Origin of the sequence: Paenibacillus sp. FSL R5-0701 (assembly GCF_037973995.1) — a bacterium.
GTDB lineage: Bacteria > Bacillota > Bacilli > Paenibacillales > Paenibacillaceae > Paenibacillus.
The window spans coordinates 4,140,314-4,155,653 of sequence record NZ_CP150230.1 but is presented as its reverse complement, the minus strand read 5'-3'; the positions used below and the strand labels follow the sequence as shown (position 1 = coordinate 4,155,653).

The following is a 15,340-nucleotide window of genomic DNA, read 5'->3' as shown; positions in this document are numbered from 1 at the left end:
TGAAGAATAGATGACTGGAAGGTTGATGAACATGGGTGATGAAATCCGCAGAAATATGGCCTTATTCCCGATTGGTATTGTAATGAAACTTACGGATCTGTCTGCACGTCAGATTCGTTACTATGAGCAGCACAGCTTGATCGTTCCTGCGAGAACGTCAGGTAATCAACGGTTATTCTCTTTTAATGACGTAGAGAGATTGCTAGAGATCAAGGCTTTGATTGAAAAAGGAGTTAACATCGCGGGGATCAAACAAGTGATGAATCCTGTTTCAAAAGAATCCGAGGAAGCTACAGTTATCACGCCGGATACTGAAGTTAAACGCAGAGAGCTGTCCGATACGCAGTTGCACCGCTTGCTGAAGCAACAGCTTGTATCAGGTAAGAGACCAGGACAAGTATCTCTCATTCAGGGAGAGCTTTCCCGATTCTTTAATAAAAACTAAATTCGCATAACTTGGCGAGTGAGGGGAAAACATGCACTTTTGGTGTGAGACTCCTTGACCCGTGGAACTTTCTAATGTACAAATATAACAGGCAAGCCAAATACGCAGATAAGAAAGGGAGAGGTTATAGTGAGTTATACAAAAGAAGACATTCTCCGCATTTCGAAAGAAGAAAACGTACGATTCATTCGATTGCAATTTACTGATTTGCTTGGAGCTATCAAAAACGTTGAGATTCCTGTGAGTCAGTTGACTAAAGCTCTGGATAACAAAATGATGTTTGATGGATCTTCCATTGAAGGTTATGTACGTATTGAAGAGTCTGACATGTACCTCTATCCAGATCTAGATTCTTGGCTTATTTTCCCATGGGTTGCAGAGAACCGTGTTGCACGTCTGATTTGCGACGTATATCTTCCGGATGGTAATCCGTTCCCAGGAGATCCACGTGGCATCTTGAAACGAAACCTGAAGGAAGCCCAAGATATGGGATTCACTTCCTTTAACGTTGGTCCTGAACCCGAGTTCTTCTTGTTCAAAACAGACGAAAAAGGAAACCCAACTAACGAACTGAATGACCAAGGTGGTTATTTCGACCTTGCGCCTACGGATCTTGGTGAAAACTGTCGTCGTGACATCGTTATCACACTTGAAGAAATGGGCTTTGAGATCGAAGCTTCCCACCATGAGGTAGCTCCAGGTCAGCATGAGATCGACTTCAAATATGCTGATGCTCTGAAAGCGGCTGACCAGATCCAAACGTTCAAACTCGTTGTTAAAACGATTGCACGTCAGCATGGTTTACATGCGACATTCATGCCGAAACCGCTGTTTGGTATGAACGGATCCGGTATGCACTGTAACCAATCCTTGTTTAAAGGCAATGAGAACGCATTTGTTGATGAGTCGGACGAGTTGGGTCTGAGCAAAACTGCTCGTCACTTCATGGCTGGAACTCTGAAGCACGCACGTGCGTTTGCAGCAATTACTAACCCAACTGTGAACTCATACAAACGTCTTGTACCAGGTTATGAAGCACCTTGTTATGTAGCATGGTCTGCTAGTAACCGTAGCCCAATGATTCGTATTCCAGCTTCCCGTGGTCTGAGTACACGTGTTGAGGTTCGTAACCCGGATCCGGCTGCTAACCCTTACCTGGCTCTGTCTGTTCTGTTGAAAGCAGGTCTGGACGGAATCAAACGTGAGCTTTCCTTACCAGCTCCAATTGACCGTAACATCTACATCATGTCAGAAGAAGAGCGTGTGGAAGAAGGCATTCCAAGCTTGCCAGCTGACCTGAAAGAAGCATTGAATGAATTGATCCGCAGCGAAGTCATCTGTGACGCTCTCGGCGACCACGCCTTGGCTCACTTCTATGAGCTGAAAGAAATTGAGTGGGATATGTACCGCACACAAGTCCACCAATGGGAACGCGATCAATATATTACGTTGTACTAATAGCTCAATCCCTTGGCGCTCTAGCGCTGAGGGGTTTTTCTTTTTGTGGTCAAGTACCTATATATTTAAAGAAAAATCAAAATGCCCACAAAATATTTTTTTATTCGAAAATTTCTTCAGTGAATTTCTCAAATCTATCTATATTGCTTTTCTGGATCTTGCCAGAGATGTGGGCATATACATCTGATGTGATCTGAATACTTCCGTGACTTAATTGTTCTTGAACGAATTTCATATCTGCCCCGGACTCAAGTAAAAGAACCGCGCAGGTATGTCGGAAAGGGTGAATGGGGAGGGATGGGAGATCACAACGTTGTAATATGCGGCAGAAGGCATTGAACAATGATGATTTAGGCATGAAGTTTCCATCTTCCCTACATAGAACCAGATCAAGGTCATGGTGGTATCTATCCCCAAGTATCCCTTTGTTATGTTCCTGCCACTCTCTGTGAAATTTAATGTGATTTACTAGGTTCATAGTAATTTTAATTTTTCTTCCTGGTTTTTCTGTCTTGGTGTCATTGTATAATTCTTCTTTGTTTTTCGCTGTAAAATCTAGATTTTCATCAATTGTAATAAAATGATTATCCAAATCAATATCGATCCATTTTAGAGCAGCTGCTTCGCCTTTTCGCATTCCAGTTTCAATTAACACTGGGAAAATATCCAGTATACATAACCATATTGACGAGAATTTTGCATAAACAATGGTATATCATCGGAATCAATAAAGTGGACTTCCTTTTTGGATCATCTCAAGCAGGCTTCGGTGATGATGCGATTATGGACGGTCATGTTCATGGTGTTGTGGCATACCTGGGACTGAAGACTAAATCCGTGAAAGGGGAGAAGCCTATGACGATAGAAGGGATGAAACAGTTGGAGGAGCTGAAGGCCATTGTTAAACCGCAGGCCCAGTTCGATTTAAAACAGGCGCTGTCGGAGGGACTCCTGACAGCGCCTGTTATTTTAGTGCACCTGGCATTCGTGCACTAAATTTTGTCATTGTTCATTGATACTAATAGCTAACATGGAATTTGAAAAGTATCGTATAAGTACCGTGGTTTGCACTTACAACTGTAAGTCCAGGTTGAATAGGAGTAACTAAAAAGTCAGGGCCAATATCACAAGCGCCATCGCTATAGATCACATCATAAGTGTAGCCGCTATACCATTGTCCAGGTTGGCCTACTTTTAGGTAAATATCGCGCTCAAAAAAAGCATGAGGTGCTATCACCTGGGACATTTCCGATGGTGAAGAATTAGGTGTTGAAATATTGGCATCAGCGAAGGACGTGGATCCAATTGAAAAACATGCAGATACAGCTAATAATCCAGCAAGTAATTTCTTTTTCATTTAATCTATTCTCCCTTTAGTTATTTTATCCCGATCGGTAAATTTATCATACCTCATATGGAAAATATAAACAATAATTAAAAATTTAAGTTGTTTAGTTTCTATTTTGGTTTTTAGTGAATAAGAAAACTCGCTAATCTTTTGGGTCGATGCTTTTGTGTGTGTCAATCGGTATCTCCTGACCGCTGTTGTACTATTATATAAGGGTGTTTCTGACATTTGATTTATAATCCATTGGAGCTGTCCTGACGGTTCATTTAAAGTTCGTGGGGCATCACCCAAGTCGAAAAAAGGTATGATCGACTACTAACTTTAGTTCCTATTCGATTGCGTAAATAGCGCATAAATATTGAAAGAAACAATAATATGAAGTGATCGTACATAAACCGCACCCCAGTCTACCATTGGAAACGCGTCAATATATCACGTTGTACTAATAGCTCAATCCCAGGGTGCTCTAGCGCTGAGGAGGTTTTCTTTTTGTGGGTAACTCTCCACATACTTAATGAAAAACCAAAGGCCCACAAAATCCCCACAAAATTTTCTATTTGTGCGAAATAAGTGGGTAAAAATAGTTATTAACAAGGTCAATTAAAGAGATTTTTCAGAGTGATTTACTCTGTAATTGAAAAGCTAAGATTGCTACTTTTATCGCTAAATGTAGATAATTTTTATAAGCGATATATTTCCAGGCGTATAGAAATAAAATAAGGCCTTATCAGCACTTAGCTGACAGGGCCTTATTTTATTTATTCAGACTTTTCTTAACAATGTCGAATATCGTCTGATGGTAGACTTAGTTATTAAATGCCCATTTCGGATTTCATAGTTATCCATATCCCAGTTTGATGAACGATGACTTATTTATATAGGTTTGAGCTGGAAAATGCTCTTTCAGGCTGGGCTTCACAATCCGATCTTCATTACATTTTACTGTCAATCTGAAATTTGAAAGAATCGTAACCCGTAAGATCATCCATTGAGTAAAACTCAACCGTTTTGCTTTCACCTTTTCCCAGGAAGTCTACCGTACCGTCTGCTGTACCGATTTGTTTTCCGTCTTTGTCGTTAATGGTCGCTTTGAGCAAAGCAACTTCGAATTCTTTATCAGTGTTTTCAATAGAGGCTATTAAAGACCACATCCCATTATCATCTTTGACGGACACTTCCGATATTTTTAAACCATCAAGTTCATATTCGATTGCTTCAACTGTTTCTGCTACTTCCTCTTGCTTAGTTTCTTCTTTTGCCTGCTCAGTGTCTACTAATACATTCGTTTCAACTAGTTCTGTTTCAGTTGATTTCACAGGCACTGTATTGGCTGTTTTTTCTGTCTCACTTCCACATGCTGTTATTGCTATTGTTAACATTAAGGCTGACAATAAAAGTGATGCTTTTTTCAAGATGATTCCTCCAATATATGTATTCTGCATATAGTCTATCAGACCTAGGTATATTTTTCTATGTAAATGAGTGGATAAGGAAAAGCTAATACATGTGGAGTCGCAACTAGTAAGGGATAGCCTCTCATAAACCTTAATAAAGGTCATTGTATCAGTCAGTCTGTCCTAGATGGTCGCGAACTTCTAACTTCTTGCGGCACCTTATCTTTAGGCATCTCAGTTGTTCTTATCAGGCAACGACTGAACATTTAGTCATTTCTCCTTAGCCATTCATCCTTTACTCAGAAATTAGAATAACCTGCTACGATAATAGATGTATTCCATGAGAATGTTTAGTTGGAAGCCAGAATTCCCCTACTATCGCAGTAAGCTGATACTGTCTAGAGAACGAAAGACTTACATAGCACCCTCATAAGGCAACTTGATAGCCACGAAATAGAAAGGAATACTAGCTTTCACTCATTTAAAATTGCAACCATCGTTCAAATACATACAAATGGATGTTTCATTAGTATGTTGAAAGTTTCATATAGAAGAGGTATACTTTAATTAAATTTTGAGCAATTTAATTTTAAATAATTAATTGGAGATGTTAATATGGATCAGGCAAAACAACTTGTGACAGAACAACGTACATTTTTTTATACAGGACAAACTAAAAATATCGAATATCGGATTAATGCGCTTCAACAGCTTAGAAAAGGAATTGAAAAGTATCAGCAACGGATTCAAGATGCACTTCGGGCGGATCTGAACAAATCTGAGGCGGAAGCTTACGGTTCCGAGATTCGCATTGTTTTGGGTGAACTGGATTTTGCATTAGAACACCTGCAGGAATGGGCTGCACCAAAACAAGTCCCAACCAATTCGGCTATGCCGGATGGGGTGAGCACCATTTACCTTGAACCATACGGGGTGGCTCTTATAATTGCACCTTGGAACTATCCTTTCCAACTGGCCTTTGGTCCACTGATTGGAGCAATTGCAGCCGGTAACTGTGCAGTTATCAAACCTTCTGAATTAACACCAGCCGTATCTCGTCTGACGTATGATCTGATTAAGGAGATCTTCCCTGAGGAGTATATTGCCGTTATGGAAGGTGAAGTTGAGGAAAGCACAGCATTGTTGAAAGAGAAATTTGATTATATTTTCTTCACAGGTAGCACAGGTGTTGGTCGCATTGTTATGAAGGCAGCTGCGGAGCACTTGACTCCTGTAACTCTTGAGTTGGGTGGTAAGAGTCCTGCTATTGTCCATAACGATGCAGATCTGAAGCTGGTGGCCCAGCGGATTGTTCGTGGTAAGTTCCTGAATGCAGGCCAAACTTGCGTTGCTCCGGATTATTTGCTTGTACATGAACAAGTTCGTGATGAATTGATTGATCTGATTGGCGCAGAGATTAAAGATAAATTTGGGGATGAAGTATTACAGAACGCTGATTTTCCGCACATTGTCAATGCGCGTAACTTTGATCGGTTGTCGGGTTTCCTCACAGCTGGCAAAACTCTGATTGGTGGGCGTTCTGTACGTGAGCAGTTGCTTATTGAGCCAACGGTAATTGGAGATGTGAACTGGGAATCAGCTGTCATGCAAGAAGAGATCTTCGGTCCGATTCTTCCTGTATTTACGTACAGTGACCTGAATCCTATGCTGGATGAGATTGTTCGTCGGCCAAAACCATTGGCACTATATCTCTTCACACAGGATGAGCAGCTGCAGGATCAGGTTCTGAATCAAGTATCCTTCGGTGGGGGATGTATTAATGATACACTTTCTCATATGACTTCACACTACCTCCCGTTTGGTGGTGTAGGAGAGAGCGGTATGGGCTCATATCACGGACAACAGAGCTTTGATGTGTTCTCGCATCACAAGAGTGTTCTGAAACGCAGTGAATAATTAACCGCTAAAATAACATAAACATGAAAAAAAGAGGTTGTCCTGTTCATCAGGGCAACCTCTTTCATATTTCCTTACATCTAGTTTTGTTACTCAAGTTAAATATTAATGAATATCTCGGAAAAGGCCAATGACTTTACCCAGAATACTAACGTGTTTCAAACGTAAAGGTTCAAAGGTCGCATTCTCCGGTTGAAGGCGAATATGATCTTTCTCTTTATAGAACGTTTTCACTGTAGCTTCATCGTCTTCAGTCATTGCAACGACGATATCACCGTTATCAGCAGTTTGCTGTTGACGGACAATAACGTAATCTCCATTAACGATTCCAGCTTCCACCATACTATCTCCCACTACTGAAAGCATAAACACTTTCTGTTCGCCTACATAATGTGTAGGAAGAGGGAAGTAGTCTTCAATGTTCTCGGTTGCAGTGATTGGAACCCCAGCTGTAACCTTACCAACGACAGGAATACGTGCAACGCTATGAGCAAATTGATGAGAATGCTCAGACTCTTCCTGGCTCAAAAGCTCAATGGCTCTTGGCTTGGTAGGGTCGCGTCGGATCAAACCTTTTTTCTCCAAACGATCCAAATGTCCATGTACTGTTGAGCTGGAAGCAAGTCCAACCGCTTCACCAATTTCCCGTACGGAAGGAGGATACCCCTTCAACCGGACTTCATTTCGTATAAACTCCAGAATAGCCTGCTGCCTGCTGGATATCTTCGACATACCGTATCAACCCCATTTTAGTAACGTTTGGGAAAATTATAACATAGAACCTCCGTTCGTACAAACATAAGTTCTAAATAAAATAGCATTAAATCAGTGTTTTTTAACTTATAGAACAGAAATTGTCCAAAAGTCAGAGCATAATACTGCAAATGTTTTGCAAAAGTACTTGAAATAAGATATTGCTCCTTCTAAAAAAGAAGCGAACAATTGTTCTAAAAATCTATTGAACAAAACAAGTGTTCGTGTTATATTGATTTCAACATATAGGAACAAACGTTTGGAGGCGGGTATTTAATGAGATATTCTACTTATCAAAGCATTTATGAACCAATGAATTCGGAACTGGTGAAGTCTAACATAGGGAACTACAAGAAGGTTTTAGCGCGTTTCAAGATTTCTTCATGGATGTTAAAGGTAGCCATTACCTCTATGATTATATTTATTGGATGCAGCACTGTTTTAACTGTATTTGCCGGCAATGAGAATGATGTTCTGCCTGGAGGAAAGATAGCTGTTTCACAAGGGGAAACATTATGGAGTATTTCTTTAGAACATAAACCGACGAATATGGATACACGTATTTATATAGAAGCAATTAAGAAAGTGAATCAACTTCATACGACTTCCATCCAAGTGGGACAAGTTCTAGCTCTACCACAATTTGCAGAATAAAATGCACATCAATGTGTGTTAACGCGTGTCAACTTGACAAGCAGCCTTTATAATGGCAAAGTTAATATGACTTTGTATTTTTGGAGGGGACAAGCTTGGATATAGATAGTCTGGTAGCACGCATTAACGAATTGGCTCGTAAGCAAAAGTCCACTGGATTGTCGGAGGAAGAACGTGCCGAACGTGCCGAGCTAAGAGAGATTTATTTGAGTAATATTCGCAGTAATTTCAGACAACAACTGGATACCATTGAGATTGTTGATGATGAGAATGACAAAGGCCACCAAGGCAAACTCAAACACTAACGAAACCTAATGATATCATTATGATATTTAGGTTTCTTCCTGTTATTTTGAGTGTGCAATTTATAGGGGGAAATGTCGGTTTGCAATTATGTAAGCCGATACAAAGACACATAAGGGGGATTCTCATGTCGCGTTCGTTCGAGAGAACGGTTAAGAAAAATTCCAAGCAGTTAAATCAGCAACGCAAAAAAAGTGGTCAACCAATCACAGGTACACCAGGCGAAGAAGTCTTTAAGGGACGCAGCCTTTTGTTCCCTATATTTTTGATTGGTCTCGCCTTTTTGTATCTGTTTATGAGCACGTTCCTTGTGCAAGCTCCGATGACAACCTGGGACTGGGTGACGATGCTGCTTTACGTATTTTTGGCAGTCATCTTCATGCTTCGTCGTCCATACATCAAGATTAGCAGTAATCGGATTATAACGACGAAGGGTAATCGTGAACGTTCAATTGGGGTTGACGATATCGTCAAATTCAGAATCGAACCAGGTACAGTTGTTATCGAACATAACAGTCGCGGGAAAAGATGGGTGTTTACCAAGTTATTGAACCGTTACGATACAGATGCGATTGCAGAACGTTTGCTGAAGTTTGCAAAAGCACACCAGATCACCGTGGAAACCGTCGATAAGTAATTATTGCATAAAGGGGTAGATGATCGGAATGGCGTTAAAAGCGATTTTGTTCGACCTAGATGATACTTTATTATGGGATGAGCGTAGTGTTCGAGAAGCTTTTCATGAGACTTGTCTAATCGCAGCGAAAGAGACTGGGGTTAAACCAGAAGAACTTGAAGAAGCTGTTCGTAATGAGGCACGTGGACTGTATGAATCATATGAAACCTTTTCTTTTACTAAAATGATTGGAATCAATCCGTTTGAAGGCCTATGGGCTAACTTTACTGGTGGGGATCAGCCTGAGTTCCGTCAGTTGGAACAGCTTGCTCCAGTTTACCGTAAAGAATCCTGGCGTCGTGGCTTGTTGAAATTGGGTATAGATCGGGAAGATCTTGCTGAACAACTGGCCGCACAGTTTGGAGTAGAACGGAGATCCAGACCACATGTATACGAAGAAACGATGGATACCTTGCGTCAATTACAAGGAAAGTACAAACTGTTGTTGTTAACGAACGGTTGTCCTGCTTTGCAACAAGAGAAGTTGGATGGTGTACCTGAATTGACTCCTTTCTTTGATGAGATTATTATCTCGGGTAACTTCGGAAAAGGAAAACCGGATCCATCAATATTTGAACATGCTTTGAGTAAACTGGGTGTTAAACCCGAAGAGAGCATGATGGTTGGGGATAAGTTAACGACTGATATTCGTGGTGCTTTATCATCTGGCATCCAATCCGTATGGATTAACCGTGAGCATAAGACCAACAATGAAACGTATGCGCCAGACCATGAAATAACGCATTTATCGGAATTAAATCAGCTTATTGCTAATTTCTAAGCAGATCAGCTATAACATCTTTCCTCAGCACCCTGAAACATTGGTAACTTCAATGAACGATGATGTCGTTCTTGAAGTTACCAATGTTTTTTTATTTGAACATGTTGACTAAATTACCTTGTTAAATGAGATCTCTATTTTTTTTACTAAAAGTTATTGAAATTAGGGGGAAGCTGGATTAGAATATAACTAACATACTAGTATGACTAGTATTTAGATTGTCCTAAAGCAATTTCTTTTTGACTTACTTCATTAAATGGAAGCAGGGAGTTATTGCTTATTATTTTCGATTGATTGTAAGCGCTTAATATTTTGAGAAAGCTTCTTTGGATTTGGAGATCACACCACTTAGTAAGTGCTAATTAATGATGTGAAGCACCTTGGATTGTGTGATTCTACATAATACATTAAATTGATATCGCTTACATTTAGAAATTATCTATTTCGTAGTGGGGGTGAATTTGAAGGAGTTGTTGTCTTCTACAAGAGGAGAAACGATGGGAGTTGTACATGAATTACTCTTACTTATCAAGTCCTGGATCGGAGTGAAAACAAATGGAGTCGGAAACCGCTAAAACAACGTTAACCATGACATCTTTACGTAAAGAGAGCAGATTACGAACGGCAGCAACTTTGTTCCGCAAAGACTGGCAGTTGTATTCACTGTTAATCCTTCCCATCATTTATCTCCTTATTTTCAAATATGGGCCGATGATTGGTAATGTGATTGCGTTCAGACGTTTTGTTCCTGGGGGAAGTATATTTGGAGAAACGTGGGTTGGATTAAGGTACTTCAAAATGTTCATTGAGGACCCTACCTTCTGGAGAGTATTTGGTAATACGCTGATGTTGGGCGGACTTGCGTTACTCTTTACATTCCCGGTTCCAATCATTTTTGCCTTGATGCTTAACGAAGTGAAGAGTAAACGATTCAAAAAATTTGTACAGACCGCGTCTTATCTGCCTCATTTTCTGTCGATCGTTATCGTTGCGGGTATGATCCTGCAGCTGACAGCAGTGAATGGTTCCATTAATGGACTGGTGGCTTTCTTCACCGGAGACAATATTCCTTTTATGCAGCGGGCTGAGTGGTTCAGAACAATCTATATCACTTCTGAGGTATGGCAGGGTATGGGTTGGGGAGCAATTCTTTATCTGGCTGCCCTAACAACCATTGATGATTCTTTGTATGAAGCTGCGCGTATCGATGGTGCCAATCGGTGGAAGCAAACGATTCATGTAACGTTACCAGGGATCTTGCCAACGATTGTGACTTTATTGATTTTGAACATGGGTAATTTCCTGGCTGTTGGATTTGAAAAAATCTTACTCTTGTACAATCCGCTGATCTACGAGACATCTGATGTGATCTCCACTTACCTGTATCGGGTTGGACTGGAATCCAGTAACTTCAGTTATGCTACCGCAATTGGCTTGTTCGAATCGCTGATCGGTCTGATTCTGGTGTTCTCCGTAAATGCCATCTCACGCAGACTGACTCAAAGAAGCTTATGGTAAAGGAGGAGCATCATGCAGGAATCCAGATCTTACAAGGTATTTAAAGTATTCAATGTCATCTTTCTGCTGTTCGTGGTATTTATAACACTCTATCCATTCTTAAATGTCGTGGCACAATCCTTCAGTAGTGAGTCCTATATTAATTCCGGTAAGGTTAGTTTGTTCCCAAGAGGATTCAATGTGGAGACATACAAGACCATCTCACGTGACAGCATGTTCTGGACGAATTATAAAAACACGATTATCTACACCGTAGTAGGTACGTTAATCTCCATGTTTATGACGACTATTTTCGCATATGCCCTGTCCAAAAAGAGGTTGATGGGTCGCAAGTTTCTGACGATGTTCGCCGTATTCACGATGTTCTTTAGTGGTGGATTGATTCCAAACTATGTGTTGATTAATTCCCTTGGGTTCAACAACACCATGTGGGCACTTGTTGTTCCTGGCGCAATTAGCATATACAACATGCTGATCATGAAGTCATTTTTTGAAAATATGCCTGAAGAACTGGAGGAAGCTGCCTCCATTGACGGTTTGAACACCTACGGGATCTTGTTACGTATTATATTGCCGCTTAGTAAAGCAGTTATGGCAACCATGGTGCTGTTCTACGCAGTAGGTCATTGGAATTCCTGGTTCCCAGCCTTTCTGTATTTGGACAAAAAAGAATTGTTCCCGGTCACCATTTATTTGCGCAATATGATTGCAGGAGCGACTAGCGGGGCGTCTGCCGGTGCAACCTCAGCTGATAACCTGACACAGATTGCTGCCAATATTAAGTCTGTAACGATGGTATTAACCATCTTGCCGATACTCACCATCTATCCATTTGTCCAAAGATACTTTGTAACCGGTATCATGTTAGGGTCTGTTAAACAGTAATACGTAGAAGCTAGAATACCTAAACCAAATTCAGGGGGATAACCTAAATGAATCAAAAGCCACGTAAGTTTGTCGGTAAAATGGTGTTGGCAACAATGATGACCGTCGTTCTGGCAGCATGTAGCAGCGGTACCGGAGCTGGAGGTGAAGTCACAGAAGTTCAAACCAAGGCAGCGATGGAGACGTACAATGTAGGGGATACATTCAAGGCGACCGAGCCATTTAATCTCTCCATACTCTATAGTGATCAACCTAGTTATCCATATAAAAAAGACTGGTTACTTTTTAATAAAATTACCGAACTGACGGGTGTTACGCTTGAGCCAACGATTGTACCGATGAGTGATTACTCTCAGAAGAGATCTCTGTTGATTAGCTCCGGTGATGCACCACTGGTTATTCCGAAAACATACCCTGGTGAAGAGTCTGCATTTGTGTCCTCCGGTGCGATTTTGCCGATTAGCGATTATATTGATTTGATGCCAAACTTCAAGGACAAAGTGGAAAAATGGGGTCTAGAAGATGAACTTGAAGGGCTGCGACAGGAAGATGGAAAGTACTATGTACTCCCGGGTCTGCATGAAGAAGTATGGCCAGATTACACATTACTCGTAAGAACGGATGTCTTTGAAGAAAATAACATCGCCATCCCAACCACTTGGGACGAATTGTATGATGCAGCCAAAAAGCTGAAAGAGATCTACCCGGATTCTATTCCGTTTTCGGACCGATTCCAATTCAATAGTACGTTGAACATCGCTGCTACTGGCTTTGGTACCAAGGCTGGATGGGGTTTTGGTAACGGATTGACGTATAAGGAAGATCAGGATGAATTTGTGTACACGGCTACAACACCAGAATACAAAGAGATGCTAACGTACTTTAACAAGTTGGTATCCGAAGGATTACTCGATAAGGAGAGTTTTACACAGGATGATGATCAGGCTGTACAGAAATTTGTATCCGGCAAATCATTCATGATTAATGGTAATTCCCAAACGGTGGTGCTGCACCGAAATGATATGAACAAAACGCTGGGAGAAGGTAAATACTCAGTTGCAAAGATTACAGTACCTGGTGGGCCAAAAGGGCAATTAATGTCCGGCTCCAGACTTGAAAATGGTGTCATGATCTCCGGGAAAATTCAAAAAAGCGAAAACTTCAAAGCCATTATGCAATTTGTGGATTGGTTATACTACAGTGACGAGGGTCAAGAGTTTGCCAAATGGGGCGTTGAAGGTGAAACATTCACCAAAGAGGGCGGAAAACGCAAATTGGTAGAAGATGTGAACTACAATGGTTTGAATCCAAAAGGCACGAAAGACTTGCGTATTGACTATGGCTTCTCTGGTGGTGTATTTGCCTACGGGGGTACCACAGATTTGTTGCAATCCATGTTTAGTGAAGAAGAGTTGAAATTCCAGCAAGACATGAAGGATACCAAGGAAGTGATTCCGGCAGAACCACCGATTCCTTACTCTTCAGAGGACCGTGAACGGGTGACACTTCTGAGTACACCACTGAAAGACTACTCTGATCAGAATACACTTAAATTTATCTTGGGTGAGCGGGACTTGTCTGAATTCGACACATTTGCCAAAGAGCTTGAGAGTCAAGGGTTATCTAATTATCTGAAGCTGGCAAATGATACGTACAAAGCCTACAAAGAAAACAAGCAATAATATAGTTGATGTTGGCCAGATTACCGTTTCACACCGATATATAAGTGGAACGGTAATTTGTGCTAAAATGAATGAATACGGCTGATAGAAAGAGGTCTAGGCATGTCACTTAATCAAAAAATTAGAGGCTCGACCCGGGCATATTCATATAACCTGTTAAAAGAACGAATTCTTCATCTGGAACTTAAGCCAGGTACCAAGATTTCAGAGAAAGAGATTGCAGATGAACTGCAGGTGAGCAGAACACCCGTTAGAGAAGCATTCATGAAGCTTGCTGAAGAAGAACTGCTGGACATTATTCCCCAGAGTGGAACAATTGTCTCTCATATTAATCTGGAGCATGTGGAAGAAGGCAGGTTTATGCGGGAGAAGATGGAGAAGGAAATCGTGACTTTGGCTTGTGTTTCTTTTCCTGAAGAGTTCAGATTTCGACTTGAAACCAACATTGCAATGCAGGAAGTCTGTATAGGGAAAAACAATTTCTATCGACTTTTTGAACTGGATGAAGAGTTTCATCAGATTTTGTTCCAGGGCACGGGTAAGCTGAGAACATGGAAAATGTTGCAACAGCTGAATATTCCGTTTAATCGGTTGCGTTTATTACGTCTAGCGGAGGACTCCAACCTGGAGGTCATTATCTCCCAGCACAAAGAGATTTATCGTCTTATCACAGAGCGTCAGACCGAGCAAGCTGTTCAGGTGATGGAAGCTCATCTTAGACTAGTTGTTATTGAACAGGAATCGATAAAAGCGAAATACCCGCATTATTTTATATAATGCACCGATGTTGCATACTACTCTCCATATGCATATGCGAAAACCCCTGTTCAATTGAACAGGGGTTTTGGTTAAGCAAGTTGTAACACGAGATTGTTAGGCTTGTTTGATAAAAGTAGGATCAGGGTATGGATCTGCAATCCAGCCATCTTTTTCGATGAACAGACGTACAGCAATAATTTGTTTGTTCTCCATTAAAGTGAAGAAGTGCGGTGTATTCTCAGGTACCGAGATAACGTCTCCAGGAGACAGTTCTACATTAAAGTAGCCGACATCATCTGTAGCTTTGATAACAAAGATTCCTTTACCAGCGACAATCGCACGAATCTCATCTTCAGCGTGGGTGTGGATCTCTTCGAACTTGGCCAGCTTTTCTTCGATATCTGGTGTTTGTTCGGACAGCGTGATGACATCCCAGATCTGGTATCCGCGACGTGCAGCCAAATCTCTGATTTCATAATCGTAAGTTTCCAAAACCTCGGTTTTCTGTTCATCAGTTAATCCAAAGTTATTTTGCAGATCAGTGTTCAGTTTGGATGCGTCCCACTTCTCATATAATACTTCGTATTTGTTCAAGAAATTTCGAACATTTTCGTCACCAGTGATGCGTTCGTTCGTATTTCGGATAACAATTTCAGCCATGTTCTTTCCCTCTTTTCCACTTGGTTTAATTGAATTATATCGGATTGCTTTGTTTTTGTCGATTCTCAAATTCCGTTCATATTCGTGCAAACCCGCCATCTTTCGGG

Annotated in this window: 17 protein-coding genes; 12 read left to right on the top strand and 5 right to left on the bottom strand. The window is 40.9% G+C overall.

Going from position 1 to position 15,340, the window contains the following annotated elements; genetic code table 11:
* Positions 1-31: 31 nt before the first annotated feature.
* Positions 32-445, top strand: coding sequence for a MerR family transcriptional regulator (locus tag MKZ13_RS18285; RefSeq protein WP_017687924.1), 414 nt, complete (start codon positions 32-34; stop codon positions 443-445).
* Positions 446-574: 129 nt separating this feature from the next.
* Entirely contained in the window at positions 575-1,903 is a 1,329-nt protein-coding gene (glnA, locus tag MKZ13_RS18280; protein ID WP_076210082.1) for a type I glutamate--ammonia ligase, read from the top strand.
* A 100-nt stretch (positions 1,904-2,003) separates the two neighbouring features.
* Here glnA and MKZ13_RS18275 read toward each other — a convergent pair whose 3' ends face one another.
* Positions 2,004-2,558: a site-specific integrase gene (locus MKZ13_RS18275; protein ID WP_339177172.1), complete on the bottom strand. Its 555-nt coding sequence runs from the start codon at positions 2,556-2,558 to the stop codon at positions 2,004-2,006.
* A gap of 41 nt (positions 2,559-2,599) precedes the next feature.
* On the opposite strand from MKZ13_RS18275, the gene MKZ13_RS18270 reads away from it, so the two are divergent.
* On the top strand, positions 2,600-2,899 hold the full coding sequence (locus tag MKZ13_RS18270) for a hypothetical protein (RefSeq protein ID WP_339177169.1): 300 nt from the start codon (positions 2,600-2,602) through the stop codon (positions 2,897-2,899).
* A gap of 22 nt (positions 2,900-2,921) precedes the next feature.
* On the opposite strand, the gene MKZ13_RS18265 is transcribed toward MKZ13_RS18270, so the two are convergent.
* Positions 2,922-3,260 (bottom strand): hypothetical protein, encoded by a 339-nt coding sequence (locus MKZ13_RS18265; RefSeq protein ID WP_047843403.1) that lies wholly within the window; start codon positions 3,258-3,260, stop codon positions 2,922-2,924.
* A gap of 923 nt (positions 3,261-4,183) precedes the next feature.
* Positions 4,184-4,663 (bottom strand): hypothetical protein, encoded by a 480-nt coding sequence (locus MKZ13_RS18260; protein ID WP_339177168.1) that lies wholly within the window; start codon positions 4,661-4,663, stop codon positions 4,184-4,186.
* A 597-nt stretch (positions 4,664-5,260) separates the two neighbouring features.
* Between MKZ13_RS18260 and MKZ13_RS18255 the strand changes: the two genes are divergently transcribed.
* Complete coding sequence (locus MKZ13_RS18255; protein ID WP_339177167.1) at positions 5,261-6,562, top strand: aldehyde dehydrogenase; 1,302 nt, start codon at positions 5,261-5,263, stop codon at positions 6,560-6,562.
* A 105-nt stretch (positions 6,563-6,667) separates the two neighbouring features.
* Here the strand turns inward: MKZ13_RS18255 and lexA are convergent, their stop codons facing one another.
* Positions 6,668-7,294 carry a transcriptional repressor LexA gene (lexA, locus tag MKZ13_RS18250; protein WP_017688034.1) on the bottom strand — a complete coding sequence of 209 codons (627 nt, stop codon included), beginning with the start codon at positions 7,292-7,294 and terminating at the stop codon, positions 6,668-6,670.
* Positions 7,295-7,591: 297 nt separating this feature from the next.
* On the opposite strand from lexA, the gene MKZ13_RS18245 reads away from it, so the two are divergent.
* The 8 genes from MKZ13_RS18245 (at position 7,592) to MKZ13_RS18210 (ending at position 14,591) form a co-directional block, all read left to right on the top strand.
* Entirely contained in the window at positions 7,592-7,969 is a 378-nt protein-coding gene (locus MKZ13_RS18245; RefSeq protein ID WP_076210088.1) for a LysM peptidoglycan-binding domain-containing protein, read from the top strand.
* A gap of 95 nt (positions 7,970-8,064) precedes the next feature.
* Positions 8,065-8,274 (top strand): DUF896 domain-containing protein, encoded by a 210-nt coding sequence (locus MKZ13_RS18240; RefSeq protein ID WP_339177163.1) that lies wholly within the window; start codon positions 8,065-8,067, stop codon positions 8,272-8,274.
* Positions 8,275-8,399: 125 nt separating this feature from the next.
* Positions 8,400-8,909 carry a hypothetical protein gene (locus tag MKZ13_RS18235; RefSeq protein ID WP_339177161.1) on the top strand — a complete coding sequence of 170 codons (510 nt, stop codon included), beginning with the start codon at positions 8,400-8,402 and terminating at the stop codon, positions 8,907-8,909.
* A gap of 28 nt (positions 8,910-8,937) precedes the next feature.
* The gene (locus tag MKZ13_RS18230; RefSeq protein ID WP_221821684.1) at positions 8,938-9,729 is read left to right on the top strand and encodes an HAD family hydrolase; all 792 of its coding nucleotides are present in this window, start codon (positions 8,938-8,940) and stop codon (positions 9,727-9,729) included.
* Between the two features lie 588 nt (positions 9,730-10,317).
* On the top strand, positions 10,318-11,247 hold the full coding sequence (locus MKZ13_RS18225; protein ID WP_339177159.1) for an ABC transporter permease subunit: 930 nt from the start codon (positions 10,318-10,320) through the stop codon (positions 11,245-11,247).
* A 12-nt stretch (positions 11,248-11,259) separates the two neighbouring features.
* A complete protein-coding gene (locus tag MKZ13_RS18220) occupies positions 11,260-12,132 on the top strand; it encodes a carbohydrate ABC transporter permease (RefSeq protein WP_036613592.1) in 873 nt (290 codons plus the stop codon).
* 47 nt (positions 12,133-12,179) lie between these two features.
* Entirely contained in the window at positions 12,180-13,814 is a 1,635-nt protein-coding gene (locus MKZ13_RS18215; RefSeq protein WP_339177157.1) for an extracellular solute-binding protein, read from the top strand.
* A 102-nt stretch (positions 13,815-13,916) separates the two neighbouring features.
* Positions 13,917-14,591, top strand: coding sequence for a GntR family transcriptional regulator (locus MKZ13_RS18210; RefSeq protein ID WP_091020712.1), 675 nt, complete (start codon positions 13,917-13,919; stop codon positions 14,589-14,591).
* 96 nt (positions 14,592-14,687) lie between these two features.
* On the opposite strand, the gene MKZ13_RS18205 is transcribed toward MKZ13_RS18210, so the two are convergent.
* Positions 14,688-15,233 carry a cupin domain-containing protein gene (locus MKZ13_RS18205; protein WP_047843398.1) on the bottom strand — a complete coding sequence of 182 codons (546 nt, stop codon included), beginning with the start codon at positions 15,231-15,233 and terminating at the stop codon, positions 14,688-14,690.
* Positions 15,234-15,340 lie beyond the last annotated feature (107 nt).